At 60.8% G+C, this 24,180-nt stretch carries 24 protein-coding genes and 1 tRNA gene; 20 read left to right on the top strand and 5 right to left on the bottom strand.

Annotation, left to right across the window (positions count from 1 at the left end):
* Nucleotides 1-77 precede the first annotated feature (77 nt).
* The 6 genes from BLR31_RS12040 to glpD all read left to right on the top strand — a co-directional run bounded on the left by BLR31_RS12040 (nucleotide 78) and on the right by glpD (nucleotide 7,954).
* On the top strand, nucleotides 78-1,229 hold the full coding sequence (locus tag BLR31_RS12040; protein WP_090596655.1) for an isovaleryl-CoA dehydrogenase: 1,152 nt from the start codon (nucleotides 78-80) through the stop codon (nucleotides 1,227-1,229).
* 271 nt (nucleotides 1,230-1,500) lie between these two features.
* The gene (locus BLR31_RS12035; RefSeq protein WP_090596652.1) at nucleotides 1,501-3,120 is read left to right on the top strand and encodes a carboxyl transferase domain-containing protein; all 1,620 of its coding nucleotides are present in this window, start codon (nucleotides 1,501-1,503) and stop codon (nucleotides 3,118-3,120) included.
* A gap of 3 nt (nucleotides 3,121-3,123) precedes the next feature.
* Nucleotides 3,124-5,031, top strand: coding sequence for an acetyl/propionyl/methylcrotonyl-CoA carboxylase subunit alpha (locus tag BLR31_RS12030; RefSeq protein ID WP_090596650.1), 1,908 nt, complete (start codon nucleotides 3,124-3,126; stop codon nucleotides 5,029-5,031).
* Complete coding sequence (locus BLR31_RS12025; protein ID WP_090596647.1) at nucleotides 5,028-5,480, top strand: MaoC family dehydratase; 453 nt, start codon at nucleotides 5,028-5,030, stop codon at nucleotides 5,478-5,480. The genes BLR31_RS12030 and BLR31_RS12025 overlap by 4 nt, the downstream gene beginning before the upstream one ends.
* The gene (locus BLR31_RS12020; protein WP_090596645.1) at nucleotides 5,477-6,310 is read left to right on the top strand and encodes an HpcH/HpaI aldolase/citrate lyase family protein; all 834 of its coding nucleotides are present in this window, start codon (nucleotides 5,477-5,479) and stop codon (nucleotides 6,308-6,310) included. The genes BLR31_RS12025 and BLR31_RS12020 overlap by 4 nt, the downstream gene beginning before the upstream one ends.
* Before the next feature lie 78 nt (nucleotides 6,311-6,388).
* Nucleotides 6,389-7,954 (top strand): glycerol-3-phosphate dehydrogenase, encoded by a 1,566-nt coding sequence (glpD, locus tag BLR31_RS12015; RefSeq protein WP_090596792.1) that lies wholly within the window; start codon nucleotides 6,389-6,391, stop codon nucleotides 7,952-7,954.
* A 22-nt stretch (nucleotides 7,955-7,976) separates the two neighbouring features.
* On the opposite strand, the gene BLR31_RS12010 is transcribed toward glpD, so the two are convergent.
* Both BLR31_RS12010 and BLR31_RS12005 read right to left on the bottom strand, forming a co-directional pair.
* Nucleotides 7,977-8,052, bottom strand: a tRNA-Ala gene (locus tag BLR31_RS12010).
* Between the two features lie 56 nt (nucleotides 8,053-8,108).
* Nucleotides 8,109-8,717, bottom strand: a complete 609-nt coding sequence (locus BLR31_RS12005; protein ID WP_090596642.1) for a hypothetical protein — start codon at nucleotides 8,715-8,717, stop codon at nucleotides 8,109-8,111.
* Nucleotides 8,718-9,164: 447 nt separating this feature from the next.
* On the opposite strand from BLR31_RS12005, the gene BLR31_RS12000 reads away from it, so the two are divergent.
* From BLR31_RS12000 to BLR31_RS11990, 3 genes are all read left to right on the top strand, one after another.
* Nucleotides 9,165-10,385: a porin gene (locus BLR31_RS12000; RefSeq protein WP_090596639.1), complete on the top strand. Its 1,221-nt coding sequence runs from the start codon at nucleotides 9,165-9,167 to the stop codon at nucleotides 10,383-10,385.
* Nucleotides 10,386-10,547: 162 nt separating this feature from the next.
* Nucleotides 10,548-11,738, top strand: coding sequence for an OmpA family protein (locus tag BLR31_RS11995; RefSeq protein WP_090596636.1), 1,191 nt, complete (start codon nucleotides 10,548-10,550; stop codon nucleotides 11,736-11,738).
* Between the two features lie 113 nt (nucleotides 11,739-11,851).
* Nucleotides 11,852-12,223 carry a helix-hairpin-helix domain-containing protein gene (locus BLR31_RS11990; RefSeq protein ID WP_090596634.1) on the top strand — a complete coding sequence of 124 codons (372 nt, stop codon included), beginning with the start codon at nucleotides 11,852-11,854 and terminating at the stop codon, nucleotides 12,221-12,223.
* On the opposite strand, the gene BLR31_RS11985 is transcribed toward BLR31_RS11990, so the two are convergent.
* Complete coding sequence (locus tag BLR31_RS11985) at nucleotides 12,220-13,167, bottom strand: alpha/beta fold hydrolase (RefSeq protein WP_090596629.1); 948 nt, start codon at nucleotides 13,165-13,167, stop codon at nucleotides 12,220-12,222. The two genes, BLR31_RS11990 and BLR31_RS11985, sit on opposite strands and share 4 nt — an antisense overlap.
* Before the next feature lie 218 nt (nucleotides 13,168-13,385).
* Between BLR31_RS11985 and dapA the strand changes: the two genes are divergently transcribed.
* From dapA to BLR31_RS11970, 3 genes are read left to right on the top strand one after another with little or no spacing between them, the layout of a single operon-like run.
* Nucleotides 13,386-14,264: a 4-hydroxy-tetrahydrodipicolinate synthase gene (dapA, locus tag BLR31_RS11980; RefSeq protein WP_090596626.1), complete on the top strand. Its 879-nt coding sequence runs from the start codon at nucleotides 13,386-13,388 to the stop codon at nucleotides 14,262-14,264.
* Nucleotides 14,265-14,276: 12 nt separating this feature from the next.
* A complete protein-coding gene (gene smpB / locus BLR31_RS11975; RefSeq protein ID WP_090596624.1) occupies nucleotides 14,277-14,756 on the top strand; it encodes an SsrA-binding protein SmpB in 480 nt (159 codons plus the stop codon).
* Between the two features lie 23 nt (nucleotides 14,757-14,779).
* Nucleotides 14,780-15,244, top strand: coding sequence for a pyridoxamine 5'-phosphate oxidase family protein (locus BLR31_RS11970; protein ID WP_090596621.1), 465 nt, complete (start codon nucleotides 14,780-14,782; stop codon nucleotides 15,242-15,244).
* 9 nt (nucleotides 15,245-15,253) lie between these two features.
* Here BLR31_RS11970 and BLR31_RS11965 read toward each other — a convergent pair whose 3' ends face one another.
* Both BLR31_RS11965 and BLR31_RS11960 read right to left on the bottom strand, forming a co-directional pair.
* On the bottom strand, nucleotides 15,254-15,898 hold the full coding sequence (locus BLR31_RS11965; RefSeq protein ID WP_090596618.1) for a uracil-DNA glycosylase: 645 nt from the start codon (nucleotides 15,896-15,898) through the stop codon (nucleotides 15,254-15,256).
* Nucleotides 15,899-15,909: 11 nt separating this feature from the next.
* Nucleotides 15,910-16,476, bottom strand: a complete 567-nt coding sequence (locus BLR31_RS11960; protein WP_176762637.1) for a LabA-like NYN domain-containing protein — start codon at nucleotides 16,474-16,476, stop codon at nucleotides 15,910-15,912.
* 194 nt (nucleotides 16,477-16,670) lie between these two features.
* Between BLR31_RS11960 and rpoZ the strand changes: the two genes are divergently transcribed.
* The 8 genes from rpoZ (at nucleotide 16,671) to recO (ending at nucleotide 23,525) form a co-directional block, all read left to right on the top strand.
* On the top strand, nucleotides 16,671-17,039 hold the full coding sequence (gene rpoZ / locus BLR31_RS11955; protein ID WP_090596617.1) for a DNA-directed RNA polymerase subunit omega: 369 nt from the start codon (nucleotides 16,671-16,673) through the stop codon (nucleotides 17,037-17,039).
* A 102-nt stretch (nucleotides 17,040-17,141) separates the two neighbouring features.
* Nucleotides 17,142-19,433 (top strand): RelA/SpoT family protein, encoded by a 2,292-nt coding sequence (locus BLR31_RS11950; RefSeq protein ID WP_090596614.1) that lies wholly within the window; start codon nucleotides 17,142-17,144, stop codon nucleotides 19,431-19,433.
* The gene (acpS, locus tag BLR31_RS11945) at nucleotides 19,430-19,837 is read left to right on the top strand and encodes a holo-ACP synthase (protein ID WP_090596611.1); all 408 of its coding nucleotides are present in this window, start codon (nucleotides 19,430-19,432) and stop codon (nucleotides 19,835-19,837) included. Before BLR31_RS11950 ends, acpS begins: the two co-directional genes overlap by 4 nt.
* A gap of 49 nt (nucleotides 19,838-19,886) precedes the next feature.
* Nucleotides 19,887-20,642 carry a signal peptidase I gene (gene lepB / locus BLR31_RS11940; RefSeq protein WP_090596608.1) on the top strand — a complete coding sequence of 252 codons (756 nt, stop codon included), beginning with the start codon at nucleotides 19,887-19,889 and terminating at the stop codon, nucleotides 20,640-20,642.
* Entirely contained in the window at nucleotides 20,639-21,346 is a 708-nt protein-coding gene (gene rnc / locus BLR31_RS11935; RefSeq protein ID WP_090596605.1) for a ribonuclease III, read from the top strand. Before lepB ends, rnc begins: the two co-directional genes overlap by 4 nt.
* Nucleotides 21,343-22,254, top strand: a complete 912-nt coding sequence (gene era / locus BLR31_RS11930) for a GTPase Era (protein ID WP_090596602.1) — start codon at nucleotides 21,343-21,345, stop codon at nucleotides 22,252-22,254. The genes rnc and era overlap by 4 nt, the downstream gene beginning before the upstream one ends.
* Nucleotides 22,255-22,257: 3 nt before the next feature.
* The gene (locus tag BLR31_RS11925) at nucleotides 22,258-22,770 is read left to right on the top strand and encodes a GNAT family N-acetyltransferase (protein WP_090596599.1); all 513 of its coding nucleotides are present in this window, start codon (nucleotides 22,258-22,260) and stop codon (nucleotides 22,768-22,770) included.
* Nucleotides 22,771-22,772: 2 nt separating this feature from the next.
* The gene (gene recO / locus BLR31_RS11920) at nucleotides 22,773-23,525 is read left to right on the top strand and encodes a DNA repair protein RecO (RefSeq protein ID WP_090596596.1); all 753 of its coding nucleotides are present in this window, start codon (nucleotides 22,773-22,775) and stop codon (nucleotides 23,523-23,525) included.
* Nucleotides 23,526-24,180: the final 655 nt, after the last annotated feature.

The following is a 24,180-nucleotide window of genomic DNA, read 5'->3' as shown; positions in this document are numbered from 1 at the left end:
TCGGCTGGCACCGCCAGCCGGGTGAGGGGGCCTTCCGACAAACCAGCCATTCCAGATTTTCGCGGAGAACGCCTGACATGACCCATTTCGATTTCGCCCTCGGCGATATGGCCGACACCATCCGCGAAACCACTCACCGGTTCGCCACCGACAAGATCGCCCCGCGCGCCGCCGAGATCGATGAGACGAATACCTTCCCCATCGACCTCTGGCCGCAGATGGGTGAACTCGGCCTCCACGGCATCACCGTCGAGGAGGAGTTCGGCGGCCTGGGCCTGGGCTATCTCGAACACTGCGTCGCCGTCGAAGAGGTCTCCCGCGCCTCGGCTTCGGTTGGCCTCTCATACGCCGCCCACTCGAACCTCGCCGTGAACCAGACCCGCCGCTGGGGCAATGACGCGCAAAAGCGCAAATATCTGCCCAAACTCATTTCCGGCGAACACCTCGGCGCCCTCGCCATGTCCGAAGCGGGCTCGGGATCCGACGTCGTCTCCATGTCGCTCCGCGCCGAAAAAAAGGGCGACCGCTACGTCCTCAACGGCACCAAATTCTGGATCACCAACGCGCCAAAAGCCGATATCCTGATCGTCTATGCCAAGACCGACCCCGGAGCCGGCCCCAAGGGCATCACCGCCTTCATCATCGAAAAGGGCATGGAGGGCTTTTCCGTCTCGCCCAAGCTCGACAAGATGGGCATGCGAGGTTCGGACACCGCCGAACTGGTCTTTGCCGATTGCGAAGTGCCGGCCGAAAACGTCCTGGGGACCGAAGGGCATGGGGTCAAGATCCTGATGTCGGGACTCGATTACGAACGCGTCGTCCTCGCCGCCGGCCCGCTCGGCATCATGCAGTCCTGCCTCGACACCGTCCTCCCCTACATCCGCGAGCGAAAACAGTTCGGCCAGCCCATCGGTTCGTTCCAGCTCATGCAGGCCAAGATCGCCGATATGTATGTCGCGCTCAATTCGTCCCGCGCCTATGTCTATGCCGTCGCCAAAGCCTGCGACGCCGGCCACACAACCCGTTTCGACGCTGCCGGCGCGATCCTTCTTGCGAGCGAAAACGCCGTCAAAGTCTCCTTGGAGGCCGTCCAGGCCCTCGGCGGCGCCGGCTACACAAAAGAATGGCCCGTCGAACGCTTCGTCCGGGACGCCAAACTCTACGACATCGGCGCCGGCACCAACGAAATCCGCCGGTTTTTGATCGGCCGCGAGGTGATCGGGATATGACGAAAACCCTCCGTCCCTTGCCGAGAAACCGCGACAAATTCCTCTCTCACAGCAGGGGGGAATGGGCACCTAACGCCAGGCCCGTGAATGAAGCACAAGCGCCAACCCAGTGCGTCCCTTCTCCCCTTGAGGGACTTCGAGGCGGTGGCGCAGCCACCAATCGCTCCGGGGGAGCGATTGGAGCCGAAGAAGGTGCCCCGAAGGGTCGGATGAGGGGGGCACTGAGTCTCACCTCGCGCCAGTCGTTGCGGTCTGGAAAAGTGGGCCGCCCATGATCTACCCCACCCTCCAATCCGCCATAAACCCCGCCTCTGACACATTCCGCGCCAACGCCGCCAACAACCGCGCGCTGGCCGCGACCCTGCGCGATACCGTCGTCAAAACCGCCCTCGGTGGCCCAGAATCTGCTCGCCAGCGCCACGTCGCTCGCGGCAAGCTTCTCCCGCGCGACCGCGTCATGCGCCTGCTCGATCCCGGCTCCCCTTTCATCGAAATCGGCCAACTCGCCGCCCACGACCTCTACAATGGCGAAGCCCCCGGCGCGGGCCTCATCTGCGGCATCGGCTTGGTCTCGGGCCAATTCGCCATGATCGTCGCCAACGACCCCACGGTCAAAGGCGGCGCCTATTTCCCCATGACGGTCAAAAAGCACCTCCGCGCCCAGGAAATAGCCCTCGAAAACCGGCTACCCTGCATCTATCTCGTCGATTCCGGTGGCGCCAATCTGCCCTATCAGGCCGAAGTCTTCCCTGACCGCGACCATTTCGGGCGCATCTTCTTCAATCAGGCGCAAATGTCGGCCCAATCGATCCCCCAGATCGCCTGCGTCATGGGCTCTTGCACCGCCGGCGGGGCGTACGTCCCGGCCATGAGCGACGAGTCGGTCATCGTGCGCAATCAGGGCACGATTTTCCTCGCCGGCCCCCCATTGGTCAAAGCCGCTACGGGCGAGATCATTTCGGCGGAAGAATTGGGTGGCGCCGACACGCACGGCAAAAAATCGGGCGTCGTCGACCACATCGCCGAGAGCGATGAGCACGCCCTGACCATCGTTCGCGACATCCTTGTTTCCAACTCCAGAACAGCGCCGTCGATCACGCGCACAATCGCCGATCTCGAACCATATGTGCAGGGTTGTGCGGAGCTTTACGGTGTGATCCCCACGGACGTCCGTGCCCCGTATGACGTTCGCGAAATCATCGCCCGGCTCGTCGATGGCGCACGATTTTTCGAGTTCAAGGCCAATTACGGCACCACACTGGTCACCGGATTTGCCGACCTCTGGGGCACCAAAATCGGCATCATCGCCAACAACGGCGTCCTGTTCTCCGAAAGCGCGTTGAAGGGCGCACACTTCATTGAACTGTGCTGCCAGCGCCATATCCCATTGCTTTTCTTGCAAAATATTTCCGGATTCATGGTCGGCGGAAAATATGAAGCGGGCGGAATCGCCAAGGATGGCGCCAAGCTCGTCACCGCCGTCGCCACCGCCACGGTCCCGAAAATCACCGTCATCATCGGCGGCAGTTTCGGCGCTGGAAACTACGGCATGGCCGGCCGGGCCTATTCCCCGCGTTTCCTCTTTTCCTGGCCCAACGCCCGCATTTCGGTCATGGGCGGCGAACAGGCCGCATCGGTACTGGCCACCGTCAAGCGCGATGGTCTTGAATCAAAAGGAGAAAATTGGTCCGCCGAAGACGAGGAAGCCTTCAAGACCCCCATCCGCGAGCGCTACGAAACCGAGGGCAATCCCTATTACGCCACCGCCAGATTGTGGGATGACGGCATCATCGATCCCGCGCAAACCCGCGACATTCTAGGCCTTGCGTTTCAGATCACCCTCAATGCGCCCATCCCCGAACGCCCGCGATTCGGGCTTTTCAGGATGTAGACGATGATCCAGCGCCTTCTTATCGCCAATCGCGGCGAAATCGCCTGCCGCATCATCCGCACCGCCCGCCGGGTGGGCATTGAAACTGTTGCCGTTTTTTCCGACGCCGACGCGAATTCTCTTCATGTTCGCGTGGCGGATGCAGCGGTCCATATCGGCGCATCCCCAGCGAGCGAAAGCTATCTCGTGGGCGAAACCATCATCGCCGCAGCCCGGCAAGCCGGGGCAGATGCCATCCACCCCGGCTTCGGCTTCCTCTCGGAAAATGCACAATTTGCGCAAGACGTTATCGATGCCGGCCTGATCTGGATCGGCCCTGATCCTAAGTCGATCGAGGCAATGGGCCTGAAAGACGCCGCGAAATCCCGCATGCAGGCCGCAGGCGTCCCGGTGACGCCCGGATACATGGGTGCCGAACAGTCGCTCGACCGACTTATCCCCGCAGCCGACGCCATAGGGTATCCTGTGCTCATCAAGGCCATCGCCGGCGGCGGTGGCAAGGGCATGAGAAAGGTGGAACACCGCGACGATTTCGCCGCTGCACTGCAAAGCTGCCAGCGCGAAGCCAAAAGCGCCTTCGGTGACGACCGGGTTCTTATCGAAAAACTCATCGCCCGCCCGCGCCACATCGAGGTGCAAGTCTTCGGCGACAAGCACGGCAATGTCGTCCACCTCTTCGAGCGTGATTGCTCACTGCAGCGCCGCCACCAGAAGGTTATCGAGGAAGCTCCCGCGCCGGGCATGGACGAGACCACCCGCGCCGCCATCTGCAATGCCGCAGTAAAGGCAGCAAAATCAATATCTTACGTCGGAGCGGGCACCATCGAATTCATCGCCGACGCGTCGGAGGGCCTGCGCCCCGACCGCACCTGGTTCATGGAAATGAATACCCGCCTTCAGGTCGAACACCCCGTCACCGAAGCCATCACCGGCATCGACCTCGTCGAATGGCAATTGAGAATCGCTTCGGGAGAAACCCTCCCCAAGTTACAGAAAGATATAGTCTTTTCCGGCCACGCCATCGAAGCGCGGCTATACGCCGAAGACCCAGCACGCGCCTTCATGCCCTCCACCGGACGCCTCGACATCTTCGAGTTGCCCGATCATGTCCGCATCGAAACCGGCGTCGAACAGGGCAATACCATCACCTCGTTCTACGACCCGATGATCGCTAAGCTCATCGCCCACGCCGCCACCCGAACCGAGGCCATCGAGACGCTGAAAACGGCCTGCGAAACGGTCGCCATCTACCCGGTCAAGACCAATGCCAGCTTCCTCGCCCGCGCCCTTGCCACACCCGGCTTTATCGCCGGCGACATCGACACCGGCTTCATCCCGAGCCATAGCGAAGCCCTGAATCACCCTCTCGACCCATCGCTCCAAGCCCTTGAACTTGCATCCCAATCCATGCTCCCGCAAGGGCAGGGCCCATGGTTCGGTCTCCCCGGCTTCCGCATGAACGCCGCCCCCGATCGCCACATCCGAATGCGCCTCAACGGACACTTTGTCTCCGCCGCATCCGCCTCATTTGCCTCGGTGAAGTCGGGTCGGATGAGGGCGGCGCCACAAACACCTGGCCCAAAAATTATCCACCAATCCAGCCATCAAACCCTTATCGCTGAAGGCGGTGAAGTTTTCGCCTTCACCCCCGATCGCACCGAGGCCAGCCATGCCGGCACCGCCGGGGATGGCGCGATAACCGCTCCAATTCCCGGACGGATCAGTCACTTAGTGATCACCACCGGCCAGTCAGTCAAAAAGGGCGAAACCCTTGTCGTCCTCGAAGCCATGAAGATGGAATACACGCTCTCTGCACCCTTCGATGGTATCGTGGAGGAGATTGCGGCGGGGCAGGGCGATCAGGTCACCGAAGGCGCGGTGCTGGTGAAAATAGTGGAGGACAATCAATGACCGGACGCTATTTCGAGGACTGGTCGCTTGGCGACACCATCGTCCATCCCATCCGCCGAACGGTGACCGAAACCGACAATCTTTTGATGTCGACCCTCACCCACAACCCCCAGCCGCTCCACCTCGATGCGGTGTACGCAAAGGGCACCGAGTTCGGCCAGGTCGTCGTCAATGGTACCTTCACCTTTGCGCTCATGGTCGGCATTTCGGTCGCTGAAACCACGCTGGGCACGCTCATCGCAAACCTCGGCTACGACCAGTTGCGCATGCCCAAACCGGTGTTCATCGGCGATACGATCCGCGTCGAAACCGAAGTGACCGCCGTGCGCCCCTCCGGCAGCCGCCCGGAGGCCGGCATCGTCACCTTCACCCATCGCGCTATCAACCAGCGCGACGAAATCGTCTGCTCCTGCGCCCGCACCGCGCTCATCCAGCGGAAAACCTCATGAAACTCCGCTCGCTGTTGTTCGTCCCCGGAGATCAGCCCGATCGCATGGAAAAGGCGCTCAAAAGCGGTGCTGACGCGCTCATCCTCGATCTTGAGGATTCGGTCGTCCCCGACCGCAAACCCTGGGCACGAAAGGATGTCGCCCGATGTCTCGGCCAAGCCAATCGCGCGGTGCACCTTTTCGTCCGTATCAATGCACTGGGCACCCCCGACATCAAGGAAGACCTCCGCGCCATCCTGCCGCTCAAGCCCGATGCACTGGTATTACCGAAATCGGAATCGAGCACCTCGGTGGCCGAACTCGGCGCAATGCTGGGCATGGCCGATACCAAAATCCTGCCCATCGCCACCGAAACCCCCAAATCGATCTTCGGCCTCGGGACATACGGTGCCGTCGCCAGTCGGCTCTGCGGCCTCACCTGGGGCGCCGAGGATCTGCCTGCCGCCATCGGCGCAACCAGCGCCCGCCATGCCGATGGCAGCTACACCTCGCCCTATGAGATGGTGCGAAACCTCGCCCTTTTCGCCGCCCACGCAGCCGGCGTTCCGGCTATAGAGACCGTCTATCCCGACTTTTCCGATCTCGACGGATTGAAAGCCTACGCCGCAAAAGCCCGCCGCGACGGGTTTTCCGGCATGATGGCCATTCACCCCAAACAGATCGACATCATCAATTCCGCCTTCCAGCCCACCGAGGATGAAATCGCCCATGCCCGCGCCGTCATCGCCGCCTTCGACGCCGCGCCCGGATCGGGCGCGATCCAGATGAACGGCAAAATGCTTGATAAGCCCCATCTGGCCGCCGCCCGTCGCGTGCTTGCGGCGCTCTGACGCGGCGGCAATCCGCCATAGCCACAAAACCGCAACTTTCGCTTCGTAATGGCGCCTGATCGCGTTACGGATACCGCCATGACAGCCAGTGCATCGCCCGCAACGGGCCAGATTTTCGATATCTTCGTCGTCGGCGGCGGCATCAACGGCTGCGGCATCGCCCGCGACGCGGCAGGCCGCGGTTACTCGGTGTTTCTGGCCGAACAGAACGACTTCGCATCGGGCACCTCTTCGGCCTCGACCAAACTCATTCACGGCGGCCTGCGCTATCTCGAGCACTATGAATTCCGGCTCGTCCGCGAAGCTTTGTTCGAGCGCGAAGTGCTCTGGCGCATGGCCCCCCACATCATCTGGCCGTTGCGGTTTGTCCTGCCTCACCACAAGGGCCTTCGCCCCAAATGGCTGCTGAGACTGGGCCTTTTCATGTATGACCATCTCGGTGGTCGCAAACTGCTCCCGCCCACTAAAACCCTGGATCTACGCGAAGACCCCTTGGGCCGCGCCCTTCGCCCGGGCTATGGGCCAGCGTTCGAATATTCCGATTGTTGGGTCGATGACGCCCGCCTCGTGGTGCTCAATGCCCAGGACGCCGCCGACCGTGGTGCGACGATCAGAACCCGCACAAAAGTCATCGCCGCCCGTCGCGAGGGCGACCGTTGGGCCATTGATATCGAGGACACCGAGACGGGCGATACGGCGACCGTGGCAGCACGAGCGCTGGTCAATGCGGCCGGGCCGTGGGTGCAGCGCGCTCTGGGCGAAACCGGCGACCGGCAGGATCGCCATGGCGTCAGACTGGTCAAGGGCAGCCACATCGTCGTGCCCCGGCTCCACGACGATGAGCGGTGCTTCTTCTTCCAGAACGCGGATGGCCGCATCTTCTTTGCCATTCCCTATGAAGGCGAATTCACCCTGATCGGCACAACCGACGCCGACTTTGACGATGAACCGGGCAGCGCTGCGATTTCCGATACGGAAATCGACTATCTGATCGCAGCCGCCAACGACTATTTCGCCGATTCCATCGCGCGGGAAGATATCGTGTGGAGCTATTCGGGCGTCCGGCCCCTTTACGACGACGGCGCCAGCAGCGCCCAGGAGGCGACTCGCGACTATGTCCTCAAACTGACCGGCGGGGCAGGCGAGGCAAAACTATTGACCATCATAGGCGGCAAGATCACCACCTATCGGCGGCTTGCGGAGTCGGCGCTGGAAAAGCTGCAGAACGCACTTGGCCCGCGTGAGGTCGCATGGACGGCATCGAGCACCTTGCCGGGCGGTGATTTCGCCCCACAGGGCGTTGATGCCCAGATCGAACGCCTACGCGCCGACTATCCCTTCCTCGAGCCGCGCGACGCCGATCGCCTCCTGCGCCGTTACGGCACGCGGAGCTGGACGATTCTCGGCGCGGCGAAGTCACGCCCCGAAATGGGCTTTCATTTCGGCGCGGGCCTTTTTGCCGCCGAGGTCGATTACCTCATCGATGCAGAATGGGTCCGCACTGCGGACGACCTCCTCTGGCGGCGCACGAAATATGGTCTCCACGCCGACCATATCGATTTGGCAGAACTCGAACGCTACATCACCACGCGCCTGCAACGCGACGCGGTACCCGAACCGACGCCCGCATCATCCGCGATGTGATCGGGGACATGTAAGATAGGGATGGTGGAGCTGATCGGGATCGAACCGACGACCTCGTCATTGCGAACGACGCGCTCTCCCAACTGAGCTACAGCCCCATCCTCGCACCGATTTTAGCGCATTTCGATGCGTTGCTGAAGTCAATTGCGTGATGCTAAGGCGTGGGAAGCGCCAGGGCGATCTGGCCCGGTAGAGTGGTCACAGGATCGAAATAGAGGTTCGCGCAGGAGCTCGAAAAAATACCCACCCACACATCTGCCTGCTGCTCGATGTAATCCTGGCGATTTTCAGCGCCTTCGATAATGGCGGTATCTGCAGCCTCCTGCGCCCGGTCGACAGCAGCCATGAAATCATCGTCGGCAAAATACGAGCAATTGGCGATTTCGATCTCACGCCAGGCACGCATGGCAATGTCGATGACATCGCGCCCGATCTGCTGGCCGAACGTCATGTAAGGCACAAGTGCGTCGTCCCCGCAGGGGAGAGCCGTCGCCTCATTGCCCATCATGGCAACACGATCGGCCAGATCGTCGAGCCGGCCTTCAAGGATGCTGGTCAGTTCATTGAGACGAACCGACGCGCCAACCTGTTCGAGGGGAGTAAGATAGTCGATCTGCTCGTCGTACAGCGCACATCGCGTCGTGGCGCGTGTCGCGTGTATGAGGGCATCAAGATCGACCAGGACCTGCTCGACATCGATTTGAGGTTGCGCGGGGGCGGCTGCTTCCTCCTGCGCGTTGGCGATAGACGTCGCAGACAGCAAGACTGCAATCGAAATACAAACTGCGCCTGTAAGGGCTGACCGATCAAATACCAACACGCCTGTCCTTGGCCCGAATTCTCAACATTGATGCATACAGCAATGCGGCTCTTTTGGGATAGGACTTCGCTAAAAACTGTGTGTGAGCACCAATTCTGAAGGCTTCGTAAACGCCGTCGCCGCAAGTCTTAACAAGTGGTTTCCAGATGTGTGGACATTTTGCAACATTCACCCTGCAACCCATGTTGGCGGCTGTTCTACGGCATAACGGCTGTTGCGTGGCGGGGAGTCATCGCTAGAGTGGGTCTTGCGAATCCATGCATGGGATCGTTTGTCGGTCGCAGCGCGACGGCAACACACGACACCAAAACAAAAATGTGGTCGCGTTTCGACAAACTGCCGGATAGCCCGGCAACAAACAAACTGAATGACTGACTTTGGAGGTCAATTATGAAACTTAAGAGCCTTCTTCTGGGTTCTGCCGCAGTACTCGCCCTCTCGACAGGTGCGCAGGCTGCTGATCCGATCGCGGAATTCGTTTCGCTCGGCGTTTGCGATGCCTACGGCATCTCCGGTCTGACCATCGAATCCGACGACACCTGCCTGTCGATCTCGGGCTCGGTTGAGTACACTTTCGAAACCGGCAACTACGGCGCTGGCTTTGGTTCGCCTACCGATTTCTTCACTGACTCGCTCGTTGAATGGCAGCTTCTTTTCGAAGCCACCACGCAGACCGACGCCGGTGCAGCAACCGCCGTTATCCGTCTCAACGACGGCACGGAAAACGCCAATGGCGACATCAACCCGGAAATCGAGCGCGCATACGTTTCGTTCGGTGACACCACTGTCATCACTGCCGGTCGTATTGGTTCGATCTTTGACACCGTCATTCTCGATCGTTCGTATGGCGCTCTGAACTTCGACGAGCTCGACAAGGGTGATCTCGCCAACTCCGTTGCTACCGGCGGCCACGGCATCCAGATCGAATCGCTCATCGCTGATGGTTTCTCGGTTCTCGTTGGACTTGAAAACCTTCAGGTTGACGATGGCTTTGCCCCCAACAACGAAAACGGCACTGCCGGTCTCGCTGTCGCATACGACAACGGCGGCATCTCGGGTGAAGTTGGCGTTCTTCTCGGCGACATCTTCGACTCCGCCGATCAGGTGAACTACTACGCTCGCGTTATGGCTGAATTCGATGCATTCTCCGTTCGCGGTGGCGTTGTCGCTGACGACACAGGTGACTGGATCGCAACGATCGGTGCCGGCGCTACGTTCGACATGTTCTCGCTCGACGTCGACGCTGCATTCACCGAAGCCGACGAATTCGCTGTTGCTGGTGAAGGTTCCTTCGGTGCGACCGATACCATCGACGTCTACCTCGGTGCTGCTTATGCCGAAGACGCTGGCATCATGAACGCAACGTACTACGACAACGGCGCTCTCGTCGGCGAAACCTTCGCTGTTTACGCTGGTGTCAACGCTGAAGTCGTTGAGAACATCTCGGTTAACGCAGAAGTCGGCTACGTCGATTACTCTGCTGGCGACCTGGTTTACGGTGCTGGTGGCGTAACCTACGCACCTGGCGGAAACTTCGAAACCGGTCTGTCCGCATATGCTGACACCGACGACGTTTACGCTGTTACGTTCTCCGCTTCGAAGTCGTTCTAATAACGTCTTCGCCAGTGGCGATTTTGGGAAGGGCTCGGCTTTGCCGGACCCTTTCTTTTTGTCTTCAGCGTGTCGATCAGTCGGGCAGGGGCGGATACACTCGCGGGAACGATTCGGCGCAGCAGCGCCGAATATCTGATTGCGTCGAGGTTTAGGGTTTCCATGGGATTGAAATCGGTTGTAACCGTGGGACTCGCGGCGGCCCTGGCGCTTGGGCTTCCGGCCCACGCGCAATATCAGGTTCTCGATAACGCGGGCCGAGCTGCTCCTGAGGGCGAAGCTGCCACATCCGACGACTACCATTGGGCGATCGCGGTCGACGGCGGTGTCGTGGCGATGTCGGGCGACGTGCCCTATGACTCCGTCGCCAATCTTTTGAGCCGGCGTGCGGGCATTTCGGCCGAACTGGGCGTGCGGCCAGACGCGCCGCTCGGATTTTTGCGCGATGCCTTGCTCGCCATCGAAGCCGTTGGCTATCTCGAACAGGGCGAGGTCGGATATCGCGATGGCGCATGGAGCCTGACAGGTACCATGCTGCCGGGAGAAGACGTCTCCGATTTGACGAGCTTGCTCGCGAACCCAACCGGCCCCGGCCCGGCTTGGGTTTTGGCGCTCGAAGAGCCGGCCGAAACCGCAGCAATCCCAGCGTCAATCGACCCGAGCCCGCTGCCGGAAGCTGAAAATGCCGAACTGACCAGTCGTGTCGATGTGCTTCTGGCGGAGGCGCCAGCGCCCGAGGAGCCGGCCCCCGAGCCCAGTGACGTGGACGCTTCGAGCACCGTATCCGAAGAGATCGTGCAGGATGCACCTGAGGCACCAGAGTCCGAACCCTCCGATATCGTCGTCGAGGTCGCACCCCAACCCGATGCGGTTGCCGAACCCGCTCCTGAAGAGGATGTCTCTGCCGAGGTCGAGATAGCCCGGTCCATGCCAGAGCCCGAGCCAACCGACGCTGCCGCGGTCGCAATGTGCGAGGCACAAGTCGCCGACCTGCTTGACAGCCGCAGTGTTCTCTTTGCCTCGGGACGGTCTGCGATTACCGAGGATAGCCAAACTCTTTTGTCCGACCTGGCTGACGTTTTCGCCATTTGCCCGGACGCACCCATTTATGTAGAAGGACATACCGACGCGGACGGCGGCGACCGGGCCAATTTGCTGCTGTCACTGTCGCGCGCTGAATCGGTGGTTGATGCCCTTGTCGATCTGGGCGTTCGTCCGGGTCGGCTTTATGCAGTCGGCTATGGTGCCAGCCTGCCGATCGCGTCGAACGATACGCCAGCGGGCAAGGCGCAAAATCGCAGGATCGTCTTCAATTTCGAAGACATCGCTGCGCAAGGGGGAGTTGAGCGGTGAGCGCAATTATGTATCTGGTGCAAATCTATTGGCCGTTTCTGGCCATCGCCCTTCTGATCGGCATCGCGACCGGCTGGTACGGCACGCCGGACGAACAGGCGTAGGGCGCACTCATGAACCCCACGCCTCACATCGTCGAAAGCGCACTGCTTCTCATCGCCGCATTCTTCATCGGATGTTGCATCGGCTATCTCGCCAAGCGGTTCTTTGGCCGTCGCCGTGCCGTGGAGGTCGCCAACGGCACACGCCCCGCAGAGGTGAGCCAGCCGACCGGAAGGGTGGATGATCTCAAGACAATCAAGGGGATAGGCCCCAAGATTGAATCTATGCTTCATGAAAATGGCGTCACTCGCTTTGAGCAAATTGCCGCCTGGGACGCGCGCGAGATTGCGGCGATGAATGAAAAGCTGGGAACCCGCGGTCGGATCGAGCGCGAAAAATGGGTCTCGCAAGCCAGGGCGCTTATAAAGGTCACGTCGGCCTAGTCGAACGAGGAATCCTGATCCTCGGCAACGCTCGCGCTACGCAGAAAAGCCGCCAGCGCCGAAATTTCTTCAGCACCGTCGAGAAGCGCGGGGCTGCCCTGGCCTGCAATCACCAAGGTCGCAGCGTCCGTGCGGCGTTTGGTCATTTCGTCGAATGTTGCCCGCCGCAACTGGTCGCTCATTTGCGTTCGCACCAGCATCAGTGGCACATGGTCGAGACAGTCGAACAGCGGCCATTGCGGCTCGAGCACGTCGTCGAAATCGAACTTGTCGAGTTGCGCAACCAGTCGCGGATCGAACAAGGGCACCAATCGCCCCTTGGAATCGATGCCGAAGTTCCGAGCCGCAAGCGCATCGAGACGCGCTTCGCCTTCGCCCGGATAGTCGGCGCCCACGATTTTGCGCAATGCCGCGCGAATACCCGCTTCGCCCCGCAAACCCCTCAAATGCTCGAAATTGTTCCGCGTACGGACAAGCGCGCGCGAGTCGGTGATCGGCCCGCAATCGATGAGCACGGCGCCCGCAACCGAACCCGGGCTTTTTTGCGCCGCAAGCATCCCAACCTGTCCGCCGTGCCCCTCGCCGAGCAACAGGGCCCGCGGCACATCGAGCGCGGCGAGCACGTCCAGAACGCAATCGGCATCATCGAGACTGGAATAGGGGCGCTTGGTCGGAAAGTGTGCCGACCGGCCGCGACCGGGCAGATCGATCAGGATGAACGCAATGTCCATCTCGGGCTGCCGGTTTATGGCCGCCGGCAGCGCTGCAAAGTCCAGCATATTGCGGGTATAGCCCGCAAGGCAGGCGACCGGCAGCGCCGCATCGCTGAGCGTCCCGTAGATGTGCACAGCCACCTGTGTGCCGACGGGCCCGACATGGATCGTCTCTACCGGCAGGCCCGAAAATGGCGTGTGTTCCAGCTTTGGCGTTGCACGTTTGAACATGCTGCTTCATAGAGCGTTTCCGGCGAAAGTGGAATACCGCGTGCGATCGCCGATCGGCTTGCCGCGCCCCACAAGTGACACTATGGTGCGCCAGTCTTTGGCGTGACATTTCCGTTGTTTCGCGCCGGTCCGTGAAGTCACACCTTCGGGAGCTTCGCGTCATCAAGACAAGAAAGGGCTGTCGGGCGCGCCGGCAGCGCAATGCGAGGACTAATTACATGTTGAGTGGGTCGATCACGGCGTTGGTAACGCCGTTCCGGAATGGTGCCGTTGATGAGGACGCGATGGCGCGCTTCGTCAAATGGCAGATCGATGAAGGCAGCAACGGCCTTGTTCCGGTGGGCACCACCGGCGAGTCGCCCACCGTCAGCCATGAAGAACACCGCCGGGTGATCGAGATCACCGTCGAAGTCGCGCAAAAGCGCGTGCCGGTGATCGCCGGGGCGGGTTCAAACTCCACCCGCGAAGCGATCCATCTCGCCGAGTTTGCCGAACAGGCCGGCGCCGACGCCGTTCTCACCATCGTGCCGTATTACAATAAGCCCAACCAAGAGGGCATGTTCCAGCACTTTGCGGCCATCGCCCGCGCCACGAGCCTGCCCGTGGTGCTCTATAGCGTGCCGGGCCGCACGGTCGTTGATATCGGCGTCGATACCATTAAGCGCCTGCGCGACGAATGCCCCAATATCATCGGGGTGAAGGACGCGACGGCCGATATGAGCAAGGCGACGATGACCCGTAGCGCGCTCGGACCGGATTTCATCCTGCTTTCGGGCGAAGACATCACGGCGCTGGGCTTTAACGCCCATGGGGGCAGGGGATGTATTTCGGTCACCTCCAACGTCGCGCCAAAACTGTGCTCGGCCTTCCAGGCTGCGTGCCAGAGTGGTGATTTCGCGACGGCGCTTACCATTCAGGATCGGCTCGCTCCGCTGCACAAGGCCCTGTTCATCGAACCCAACCCGCAGGGCGTGAAATACGCAGCCTCGCGGTTGGGGCTGTTTGGCGACGATATTCGCCTGCCGCTCGTGCCGGTAACAGACACCACGCGCGCAGCCATCGACGCAGCGCTGGTTCACGCCGGCCTCACAAACTGATCGGACGCCTCTATGGCTGCGAAAAAGGAAAAGGAACTTCTCGAAACGGGCATGGTGGCCGACAATCGCCGCGCCCGCTTCGATTATGAAGTGCTCGACACCCTCGAGGCCGGCATCATCCTCACCGGCACCGAGGTCAAGTCCCTGCGTAATGGCAAGGCTCAGATCACCGAGGCTTACGTCTCGCCCGAAGGCGGCGAGCTGTGGCTGATCAACGCCAACATCCCCGAATACGTCCAGGCCAACCGCTTCAATCACGACGAAAAGCGCCGGCGCAAGCTGCTGATTTCCGCTAAGGAACGCGAAAAACTGGTCAAAGGTGTCGAGCGCCAAGGCAACACCATTGTGCCGCTCAAGCTCTATTTCAACGAGCGTGGTCTGGCTAAGCTCCTGATCGGGCTCGCCAAGGGCCGCAAGAGCTACGACAAGCGCGAAGTCCAGAAGGACCGCGACTGGGGCCGCGACAAGCAGCGCCTGCTCAAGCAGGGGTAGCGCACGCCCAACAAAGGACCGCCATGAAGCTCAATGCGACAGTTCATGAGTTGATCGGCGCGTCGGTCCTTTGCTGGCTGGCCACGGCGGACACTGATGGGTTTCCCAACGTTTCGCCCAAAGAGATTTTTGCCGCCTGCGGTGACGACGAAATCATTGTCGCCAGCATCGCCTCTCCCGTGACCGCCGCCAATATTGCCGCAAATCCAAAGGTTTGCCTCAGCTTCGTGGATGTGTTTCGGCAAAAGGGGTTCAAGATAAAGGGCTTGGCCGACAGCCTGGACCCGTCACACGCGGGATTTGCCGCACGCGCCGCGACGCTGCAGGCGCTCGCTGGGCCAAAATTTGAGATAACATCTCTTCACCGGATCAAGATTGCTCGCATTTCCCGCATCCTGGCGCCCAGCTACAGCCAGTATCCGGAGACCGACGAGGCTGAGATGATCGCGTCGGCTTACGCGACCTACCGGGTCTCGCCTGTCGAGTGAGGCTAGACCTCACGAGCGGATGATCTCCGCCGCCCGACCCAGTGCCCGCTCGAACATCTCGGCCGTCAGCCTGCCGGTGTTCGTGTTGTATCGCGAGCAGTGATAGCTATCGACGAGCGTGCGACCATCGCTCAATAGATGCTCAGCGCTGTGCCCGAACGGATAGGACGCGCGCCGCTCACCCAAAGTGGTGAGCAGAGACTCATGGGCGATGCGCCCCAGCGCAAAAAATACCTTAGCTTGAGCATTTGCCGTAATCGTCGCATCGAGAAACTGACGGCAGGTCGCGATCTCGGGCCCGGTGGGCTTGTTTTGCGGCGGCACGCAACGCACTGAATTGACAATCATCGTATCGATCAATTCCAGATCATCGTCCGGATCGGCGCGGTATTCGCCCTTAGCGAGACCGAATTTTTTCAACGTCGCAAACAGCAAGTCACCGGCATAGTCACCCGTAAAAGGCCGTCCGGTACGGTTGGCGCCACGCAAGCCCGGGGCCAGCCCCACGATCAAAAGCTTGGGGCCTTGGTCGCCCCAATTGCGAACCGGGCCATTGTGCCACTCGGGAAATTGCTCGCGATTGATCTGCCGGAATTCGACGAGACGTGGGCAAAGCGGGCAATCATGAGGCGGGTTGGTTGCGATCACGGAGATACCTTGAGGAATCAGTGCGTCGCATCCTCCTTTGCCGTGTGTTGGCGGTCAACCTGAGGACGGCCCACCGATTTTGCCAGATTGGCAATCTCGAGAAAATAATCGGCCTGCCGCCGAAGATCGTCAGAGATCATCGGGGTAGGGGTCGTAAGGGTCGATGCGACCGTCACCTTCTTGCCCTTGCGCTGCAGCGCTGCGACCAATGCGGTGAAGTCCCCATCACCGGAAAACAGGACGAAATGATGGTAATGGGGGGACATCTCCATGGCCTCGATGGCCAGTTCGATGTCCATGTTTCCCTTGATCTTGCGTCGGCCCTGCGCGTCGGTAAATTCCTTCGCGGGCTTTGTGACGACGGTGTACCCGTTGTAGTCCAACCAATCGATTAGGGGCCGGATCGATGAGTATTCCTGGTCTTCGATGAGGGCCGTGTAATAATAGGCGCGCAGCAAATAGGCCTGCTCCTGAAACTGGCTCAAGAGCCGCTTGTAGTCGATGTCGACACCGAGCGCGCGAGACGTTGCATAAAGGTTGGCGCCGTCTATGAACAACACGACCTTTTCGCGTGGATCGAACATTATTGGCAAATGCTCCAATTAAAAAAGGCAGACGAACAAATAAGCAAAGCGTGTCTCGCTCAACGCCGGAGTAGGGAAAGAGGTTCACCCTCCGGGCAAAATAATGCCGATGAGGATTGGGCGCTGGCGCTTGTATTGACCGACAGGCTCGTGTAAGAGGGCGCTTCATCCCCACAAGGCAATGGAGACCGGCTGTGGCACGCGTCACCGTAGAAGATTGCATTGAGAAAATCCCGAACCGCTTCGAGCTGGTTCTGGCCGCTGCACATCGTGCGCGCATGATTTCCTCCGGTGCCCAGATCACCGTTGATCGCGACAACGACAAGAACCCCGTCGTTGCCCTTCGTGAAATCGGCGATGGCACCATTTCGCCCGACGATCTGCAGGAGGATCTGATCCACTCGCTGCAGAAATATGTCGAGGTCGACGAGCCCGAGAGCGATATCGCTCCGCGTATCGAGACATCCTCGGACGAAGACGGTCCGGTGTTCGACACCATCAGCGAAGAAGAGCTGCTCCGCGGCATCGAGTCGCTGGCGCCCCCCGAGCGTCGCGACGATTGATCGGCGCGAGCCTTTCTCTATACTCTTTTGTGAAGGCGTCTGGCACCTGGCCGGGCGCCTTCTCACTTTTGGTACACTGAATAGTCCTGGAGTCCCCGGCGCATGATGCGTCAGTATGAACTCGTCGAACGCGTTCTGGCCTACAACCCCGATGCCAACGAAGCCTTGCTCAACAAGGCTTACGTTTATGGCATGCAAAAGCACGGTAGCCAGACGCGCGCCTCGGGCGATCCTTATTTCGCCCATCCTCTCGAAGTCGCGGCGATTCTCACGGACCTCAAGCTCGACGACGCGACGATCGCCGTTGCACTCCTGCACGACACCATCGAGGACACGGACGCGACGCGCACCGAGATCGATGAGATGTTCGGCACCGAGATCGGCCAGATCGTTGACGGGCTGACCAAGATCGAACGCCTCAATCTCGTCAGCCGGGAAGAGGCTCAGGCCGAGAACCTGCGAAAACTGCTGCTCGCCATCGCCCAGGACGTGCGCGTACTGCTGGTCAAGCTGGCCGACCGCCTTCACAACATGCGCACGCTCGATTTCATGCCCGTGCACAAGCGCGGCCGCATTGCCCAGGAAACCATGGATATCTACGCGCCGCTTGCCGGCCGCATGGGTATGCAGGACATGCGCAACGAGCTCGAAGACCTGTCCTTCAAGACGCTCTACCCCGAACACTACAGTGCCATCACCAGCCGCCTGTCGCAGATGGAGATTTCCAGCCGCGAGATCATTGCCGAGATTCAGGCTGAGCTCGGCGCCCATCTCGAAACACAAGGCATCAAGGCGAAGGTGTCCGCGCGGCTGAAATCGGCGTGGTCGATCTATTCCAAGATCGAGCGCAAGGCCATCGCCCTCGAACAGCTCTCGGACATGATCGGCTTTCGCGTCATCGTCGATACGATGGACGAATGCTACCGCACGCTGGGCGTCATCCACACCAACTGGAAAGTCGTGCCGGGGCGTTTCAAGGACTACATCTCGGTCCCCAAGCAGAACGATTACCGCTCGATCCACACGACAATCGTCGGTCCGGGCCGCCAGCGCGTCGAGTTGCAGATCCGCACCCAGGAGATGCACGCGATCGCCGAATACGGCATCGCCGCGCACCAGCTCTATAAGGAAGCCATCTCGGGCGACATGCACAAGCTCGAAGAGGAGAGCCAGGCCTACAACTGGCTCCGCTCGACCATCGCGCATCTCACCGAGGGCGATAACCCCGAAGAGTTCATCGAGCACACCAAGCTCGAACTATTCCAGGATCAGGTCTTCTGCTTTACCCCGCGCGGGCGCCTCATCGCCCTGCCGCGTGGCGCGACGCCTATCGATTTCGCCTATGCGGTGCACACCGATGTCGGCGACACCTGCGTGGGCTGCAAGGTCAATGGCACCGTCATGCCGCTGATCACACAGCTTCACTCGGGCGACGAAGTGGAAATTCTCCGCGATGCCGCCCATATGCCGCCGCCCAATTGGGAAAATATCGCCATCACCGGCAAGGCCCGCTCGGCCATCCGCCGCGCCGTGCGCAACGGAGCGCTGCAACGCGCGGTGTCCCTCGGCGAGCAGGTGTTGATGGCCGTTATCGAACGCGAGGCGCTTGAACTCTCCGACGCCGAAGTCGCGATGCTCGCCAATCGCCTTTCCATGCCAGACCGCGCAGCGCTGCTGGCCGCGATAGGGGAGGGCCGCATCACGGCTGAAGACCTCTCGAGCGAAGCCGCAGCGCTGAAAGGCAAGCGTCGCCGCAAGGGCAGGCTTACCCTTCCCGTGGGCAATGACGCCGAAGGCTGGTTTTCGCTCCGGAACGCGCAATATTTCAAGTTCCGCATGCCGGGTGGTCAGCGCACCGCCATCAAGAAATTCGCCGCCCTCGTGGGTTTCGATTTCAACATGCCCGTCGATATCTCGCGCGAAGGCGTCGTGCCGGGCGACCGGCTCATCGGCATCTTCCATCAGACCGGCCGCATGGAAGTCTTCCCCGTCGAATCCGACAGCCTCGCCGATTATCACGACAGCGACGTGGGCTGGATCGACGTTCGCTGGGACCTGGCCGGCAAGCCCGAGACGCGCTTCAAGGTCATCGTATCGATGTACTCCCAGAACCGCCCCGGCTCTTTGGCCCAGATCACCGGCGCCATCGCCGCATGCGACGCCAATATCTCCAACCTCGCCATGCGCGCCCTTGCCGCCGATTCCCACGAGCTGATCTTCGAACTCGAAGTCCGCGATCTGGCCCAATTGACCGATGTGCTCGCCACGCTCAAGCGCACGCCCGGCCTCTCCAAGGTCCAGCGCGCCACGACCGCTCAGGCGCGGGCCATTTCGAGCATGGAAGAGGCGTTGATGCCCAAAGCCATCGACCACAAGGAAAGCGAGACGGCATGATTATCGGGCTCGGCAACGACATCTGCGAGATCGCCCACGTCGAACGCACCCTTGAGCGGTTCGGCGACCGCTTCACCCATCGCTGCTTCACCGAAATCGAGCGCGCCAAATCCGATCGTCGCCGCATGCGCGCCGCGTCCTATGCCAAGCGCTTCGCCGCCAAGGAAGCCTGCGCCAAGGCCCTAGGCACCGGATTATCCCATGGCGTCTTCTGGCGCGACATGGGCGTCGTCAACCTCCCCAGCGGCAAGCCGACGATGAAACTGACCGGAGGCGCGGCGCGCCGGCTGGAAAAGCTTGTACCGCCCGGCCACGCACCCCACATCCACGTCACCATCACCGATGACAACGGCATGGCTCAGGCTTTCGTGATCATCGAAGCTCTGCCTGTTGACCCTGCATGAGCGCTCCCGTAACTACCGTACGAGTTTTACAGAACCCATGAGCACCCCTATGTCGGACGCCGCCAAGAAGAAGACCGGCAAGGGCGAACTGCGCGAAACCATCGTCATCATCGTTCAGGCCCTTCTGATCGCTCTGGTGTTTCGCACCTTTGCCTTTGAGCCGTTCTCAATTCCGACAGCTTCGATGCAGTCGAACCTGTTGATCGGCGATTACATCCTGTCGTCCAAATATTCTTATGGATATTCGCGCTACTCGCTGCCCTATAGCGAGGTGCCGTGGAACGGTCGTATTTTCGGGTCCTCGCCCGAGCGTGGCGATGTCGCCGTGTTCCGCCCCGTGCCCCAACGCGACAACTACGTGAAGCGCGTGATCGGCCTGCCGGGCGACCGCATCCAGATGATCGACGGAACGCTCAACATTAATGGTGAAGAGGTCCCGCGCGAACTGGTTGGCGAGGACATCGATCGCGACAGCAGCGGCCTCGATCTGCCCGTGCAGCTCTATCGCGAAACCCTGCCCAATGGCGTGAGCTATGTCGTGCAGGAAGTGTCCGACAACGCCCAGTTCGACAACACGTCGGTCTATACGGTGCCCCCGGGTCATTATTTCATGATGGGCGACAACCGCGATCGTTCGCTCGACTCGCGCTCGCTGACGGCGGTCGGCTACGTGCCGTTTGAAAATTTCGTCGGCAAGGCGGAATGGCGCTTCTTCTCGATCAACGATAACATCCCGCCCTGGCAGATTTGGCGCTGGCCGGGCAATGTGCGGTTCGACCGCATGTTCACATCGGTTTACGAATGAGCTTGAGGGCACGCGACAGGGAAACGCTCGAAGCACGGCTGGGATATACCTTCAAGGACCCGGCCCTGCTCGTGCGCGCCCTGACGCACTCGAGTGCGGTGTCGCCCTCCAAGCGCACATCTGAATCCTACCAGCGCTTCGAATTCCTGGGTGATCGCGTCCTCGGTCTCGTCGTCGCCGACATGCTCTCGGATCGCCTTCCGAAAGCCAATGAAGGCGAGCTGTCGCGCACGCTCAACAGCCTCGTGCGTAAGGAAACCTGCGCCCGCGTGGCCCGCAAGCTCGGTATGGGCTCCTTCGTCCGACTGGGCGAAAGCGAAGCCCGCACCGGCGGCGCCGACAAGGACGCCATTCTGGGCGATGTCTGCGAAGCTGTGATCGGCGCCATCTATGCCGATGGCGGGCTCGATCCCGCCCATGAATTCGTGGCCCGTATGTTCGGTGATAATCTCGACGTGGCTCAGGCCCGCCGTGCGGATTCAAAAACCGCTCTTCAAGAATGGGCCCAGGCCAAAGGGCTCGAACCCCCGGCCTATACCGAAACGGCCCGCTCCGGCCCCGACCATGCGCCGGTCTTTACAATATCGGTTCTGGTCCGCGGTTTTGAGCCTCTAACGGCCACTGGAACGTCGAAAAAACTGGCCGAACATCAGGCCGCTGAAAAATTCCTTCTACGTGAAGGTGTGTGGAAAGCCGGACAATGAGCGAAGATACAACGATCCACACCAAATGCGGCTTCGTCGCCCTTGTCGGCGCGCCGAACGCGGGCAAATCGACGCTGCTCAACGCGCTTGTCGGCACCAAGGTCTCGATCGTCACCCATAAGGCGCAAACCACGCGGGCCCAGGTGCGCGGCGTGATGACGGTTGAGGAAAGCCAGTTGGTCTTCATCGACACCCCAGGCATCTTCGCGCCAAAACGCCGGTTGGATCGCGCCATGGTGCAGTCAGCCTGGACGGGGGCAGGGGACGCCGACATGGTTGCCCTGATCATCGACGCGCAAAAAGGTCTGAACTCCGAAGTCGAGGCTCTGCTGCAGGGGCTGGAAAACATCCGCCAGCCCAAGGTGCTGGTCATCAACAAGATCGACAAGGTCAAGCACGAGGCGCTGTTGGGGCTGTCCCAAGCGCTCAACGAAAAGGGCATGTTCGAAACCACGTTCATGATTTCGGCCTTGCGTGGGCACGGCGTCACCGATTTCATCGACTGGTGCCGCGAAAAGGCCCCGCTCGGCGAATGGCACTTCCCCGAAGAACATCTGACCGATCTGACGCTCGCCCTGACCTCCGCCGAAGTGACGCGCGAAAAACTCTTCCTGCGCATCCACGACGAAATCCCCTATCAGGCGACCGTCGAAACCGAGAGTTTCAAGGTGCAAAAGGACGGCAGCTACCGCATCGAGCAGGTTGTGTACGTTACGCGCGACACCCACAAGATGATCGTGCTCGGTGCCAAGGGACAAACCATCAAGACCATCGGCGCAGAGGCGCGCAAGGAAATGATGGAGATGTTTGAGACAGAGGTGCACTTGTTCCTCTTCGTCAAGGTTCGTGCCAACTGGGCCGACGACCCCGAGCGCTACCGCGAAATGGGGCTGGACTGGACGAAATGAGCCATGTTGAAGGTCGGCCAGCTTGAAACCGAACGGCTGATCGTCCGACCGTTCACCCCGGCGGACGAGCCGGGACTCGTCGCTATGTTCGCCGATCCGCGCGTTGCCCATTTCGTCGGCGAAGGCACAGCGCTGTCGCCCGAAGATGCCGCGCTTTGGGTCGCCAATTCCTGTGACAATATCGATCGCTTTGGCTACGCCACGGGCGCTGTCATCCTGTGCGAAACCGGCGAGATGATCGGCTGGGCCGGCATCGCACGCCCTCCAGATGACGCCGAAGAGGTGATCTATGGTCTCGCCCACGCCTATTGGGGCAGGGGCTATGGCAGCGAACTGTTGCGCGGTCTCGTGGGTTTCTGGTGCCAGCGCCACCCGGACAAACCGATGCGCGCAACCGTCGATCCCCTCAATCTGGCGTCGGTTCACATGCTCACGGCCCAGGGATTTGTTTTGAACCAGGCCTCTTACGAGGGCGACGACTGCGACCTCTACATCCGCCCGGCGGAGGTGAGTTAGCCATGGAATGGTCCGGCGAGGGCCTTATCATCGGTGTCAGACGGCATGGCGAAAGCGCCGTAATCGTTGAAGCCATGGTGCCAGGTCGTGGTCGATGCCTCGGCCTGATCCGCGGTGGGCGTTCACCGAAACAGGCGGCCTCCCTGCAATTGGGCAATTCCGCCCAACTGGTCTGGCGCGCCCGGCTCGAAGATCATCTCGGCACCTTCGTCGCCGAAGTCACCCGCATGCGCGCCGCGGAATTGATGGCCGATCGGCAAAAGCTCTATCTCATACAATTGCTCGCCGATCACCTGCGCCTGCTCCCCGAGCGCGATCCGCACGACGAACTGCTCGCCGTCTCTATCGCCCTCATCGACGGCGACTGGACGAAACTGTCGGCTGAACCCGGACTGCGATCCAACAGCAGATCGCTCGGGGCCGAATTGGCGCGCTTTGAAATGTTCCTGCTCGAAGAACTCGGTTTCGGTCTCGATCTCCAGAGTTGTGCCGTCACCGGCGTGCAGGACAATCTCACCTTCGTATCCCCAAAATCTGGCCGCGCCGTCAGCACCGAGGCCGCCGAACCCTACCGCGATCGCCTCCTGCGCCTCCCTCAATTCCTCGTCGATGATGTCCCTGCATCCCTCGCCGACATCGGCGACGCCTTCGCCCTCACCGGCCACTTCCTCGATCGCCACATCTGGACCCCCCGCCAATCCCGCCCCCCCGAAACCCGCGACTGGCTCATCCGCCACCTCGCCGGTACCGAGTGACCCCCTCGTCGCATACCCAAGTGGCTCCGCGTCTCTGCGCACCCCTCATCCGACCCTTCGGGCCACCTTCTCCCTCAAGGGGAGAAGGAAAGAAAGAAGCTGAGTCTGAAAGAAACGTCTAAGCCAACCAGGTTCTTCCTTCGCCCCTTGAGGGAGAAGGTGGGCCGGCGTAGCCGGGTCGGATGAGGGGTGCGCTGAGTCTCCGCAAACACCCTTGCCCAAGAAATAACTTATCCCCGCCCTCTCAACTGCATCCATAATCCCCGAACGAACCCGCGCCTATGGACGCAAGCGCAACGAACGTTTGAGCGGGTTTGGTTCGGGTTCCTTGCGGGTCGCCGCAGGGGAGGCCTAAACGCCACAAGTGCCAGCCGTCGTGGAGACACGACGGTGTACCGGGGAAACCCGGCGGGGATTGACCCCAGCCTTCTGAAGGGCGAGTAAGCCAAAAATCCCGAGCGCTTGGGGCGATGATCGCTTCATATAAAACAAATACAGTGCGGAGCGTTCATCGCCCCATGCCGTCTTTGACTACCGCTCAATCCGAGGCGATATCGCCGTCGGCTGTTTCCGCACGTCCCTCGGTTGATAACTCCCGGTTTCCTAGGCGATCCGCCCCTGCGCCCCTATAATCACGCACTGATTCGCGGCAGAC

Source organism: Pelagibacterium luteolum, from assembly GCF_900100665.1.
Classification (GTDB): domain Bacteria; phylum Pseudomonadota; class Alphaproteobacteria; order Rhizobiales; family Devosiaceae; genus Pelagibacterium; species Pelagibacterium luteolum.
Note: the sequence above shows the minus strand (reverse complement) of the source record. Positions and strands in the feature narration are given on the sequence as shown.

Excerpts from the sequence above, each read along its gene's own strand:
- BLR31_RS12020 (WP_090596645.1), top strand. The coding sequence starts at position 5,477 with ATGAAACTCCGCTCGCTGTTGTTCGTCCCCGGAGATCAGCCCGATCGC.
- recO (WP_090596596.1), top strand. The coding sequence starts at position 22,773 with ATGGAATGGTCCGGCGAGGGCCTTATCATCGGTGTCAGACGGCATGGC.
- BLR31_RS11995 (WP_090596636.1), top strand. The coding sequence starts at position 10,548 with ATGGGATTGAAATCGGTTGTAACCGTGGGACTCGCGGCGGCCCTGGCG.
- acpS (WP_090596611.1), top strand. The coding sequence starts at position 19,430 with ATGATTATCGGGCTCGGCAACGACATCTGCGAGATCGCCCACGTCGAA.
- BLR31_RS11985 (WP_090596629.1), bottom strand. The coding sequence starts at position 13,167 with ATGTTCAAACGTGCAACGCCAAAGCTGGAACACACGCCATTTTCGGGC.
- BLR31_RS11990 (WP_090596634.1), top strand. The coding sequence starts at position 11,852 with ATGAACCCCACGCCTCACATCGTCGAAAGCGCACTGCTTCTCATCGCC.
- BLR31_RS12035 (WP_090596652.1), top strand. The coding sequence starts at position 1,501 with ATGATCTACCCCACCCTCCAATCCGCCATAAACCCCGCCTCTGACACA.
- rnc (WP_090596605.1), top strand. The coding sequence starts at position 20,639 with ATGAGCTTGAGGGCACGCGACAGGGAAACGCTCGAAGCACGGCTGGGA.
- smpB (WP_090596624.1), top strand. The coding sequence starts at position 14,277 with ATGGCTGCGAAAAAGGAAAAGGAACTTCTCGAAACGGGCATGGTGGCC.
- BLR31_RS12030 (WP_090596650.1), top strand. The coding sequence starts at position 3,124 with ATGATCCAGCGCCTTCTTATCGCCAATCGCGGCGAAATCGCCTGCCGC.
- BLR31_RS11925 (WP_090596599.1), top strand. The coding sequence starts at position 22,258 with ATGTTGAAGGTCGGCCAGCTTGAAACCGAACGGCTGATCGTCCGACCG.
- lepB (WP_090596608.1), top strand. The coding sequence starts at position 19,887 with ATGTCGGACGCCGCCAAGAAGAAGACCGGCAAGGGCGAACTGCGCGAA.
- dapA (WP_090596626.1), top strand. The coding sequence starts at position 13,386 with ATGTTGAGTGGGTCGATCACGGCGTTGGTAACGCCGTTCCGGAATGGT.
- BLR31_RS11970 (WP_090596621.1), top strand. The coding sequence starts at position 14,780 with ATGAAGCTCAATGCGACAGTTCATGAGTTGATCGGCGCGTCGGTCCTT.
- BLR31_RS11960 (WP_176762637.1), bottom strand. The coding sequence starts at position 16,476 with ATGTTCGATCCACGCGAAAAGGTCGTGTTGTTCATAGACGGCGCCAAC.
- era (WP_090596602.1), top strand. The coding sequence starts at position 21,343 with ATGAGCGAAGATACAACGATCCACACCAAATGCGGCTTCGTCGCCCTT.
- BLR31_RS12040 (WP_090596655.1), top strand. The coding sequence starts at position 78 with ATGACCCATTTCGATTTCGCCCTCGGCGATATGGCCGACACCATCCGC.
- BLR31_RS12000 (WP_090596639.1), top strand. The coding sequence starts at position 9,165 with ATGAAACTTAAGAGCCTTCTTCTGGGTTCTGCCGCAGTACTCGCCCTC.
- glpD (WP_090596792.1), top strand. The coding sequence starts at position 6,389 with ATGACAGCCAGTGCATCGCCCGCAACGGGCCAGATTTTCGATATCTTC.
- BLR31_RS11950 (WP_090596614.1), top strand. The coding sequence starts at position 17,142 with ATGATGCGTCAGTATGAACTCGTCGAACGCGTTCTGGCCTACAACCCC.
- BLR31_RS12025 (WP_090596647.1), top strand. The coding sequence starts at position 5,028 with ATGACCGGACGCTATTTCGAGGACTGGTCGCTTGGCGACACCATCGTC.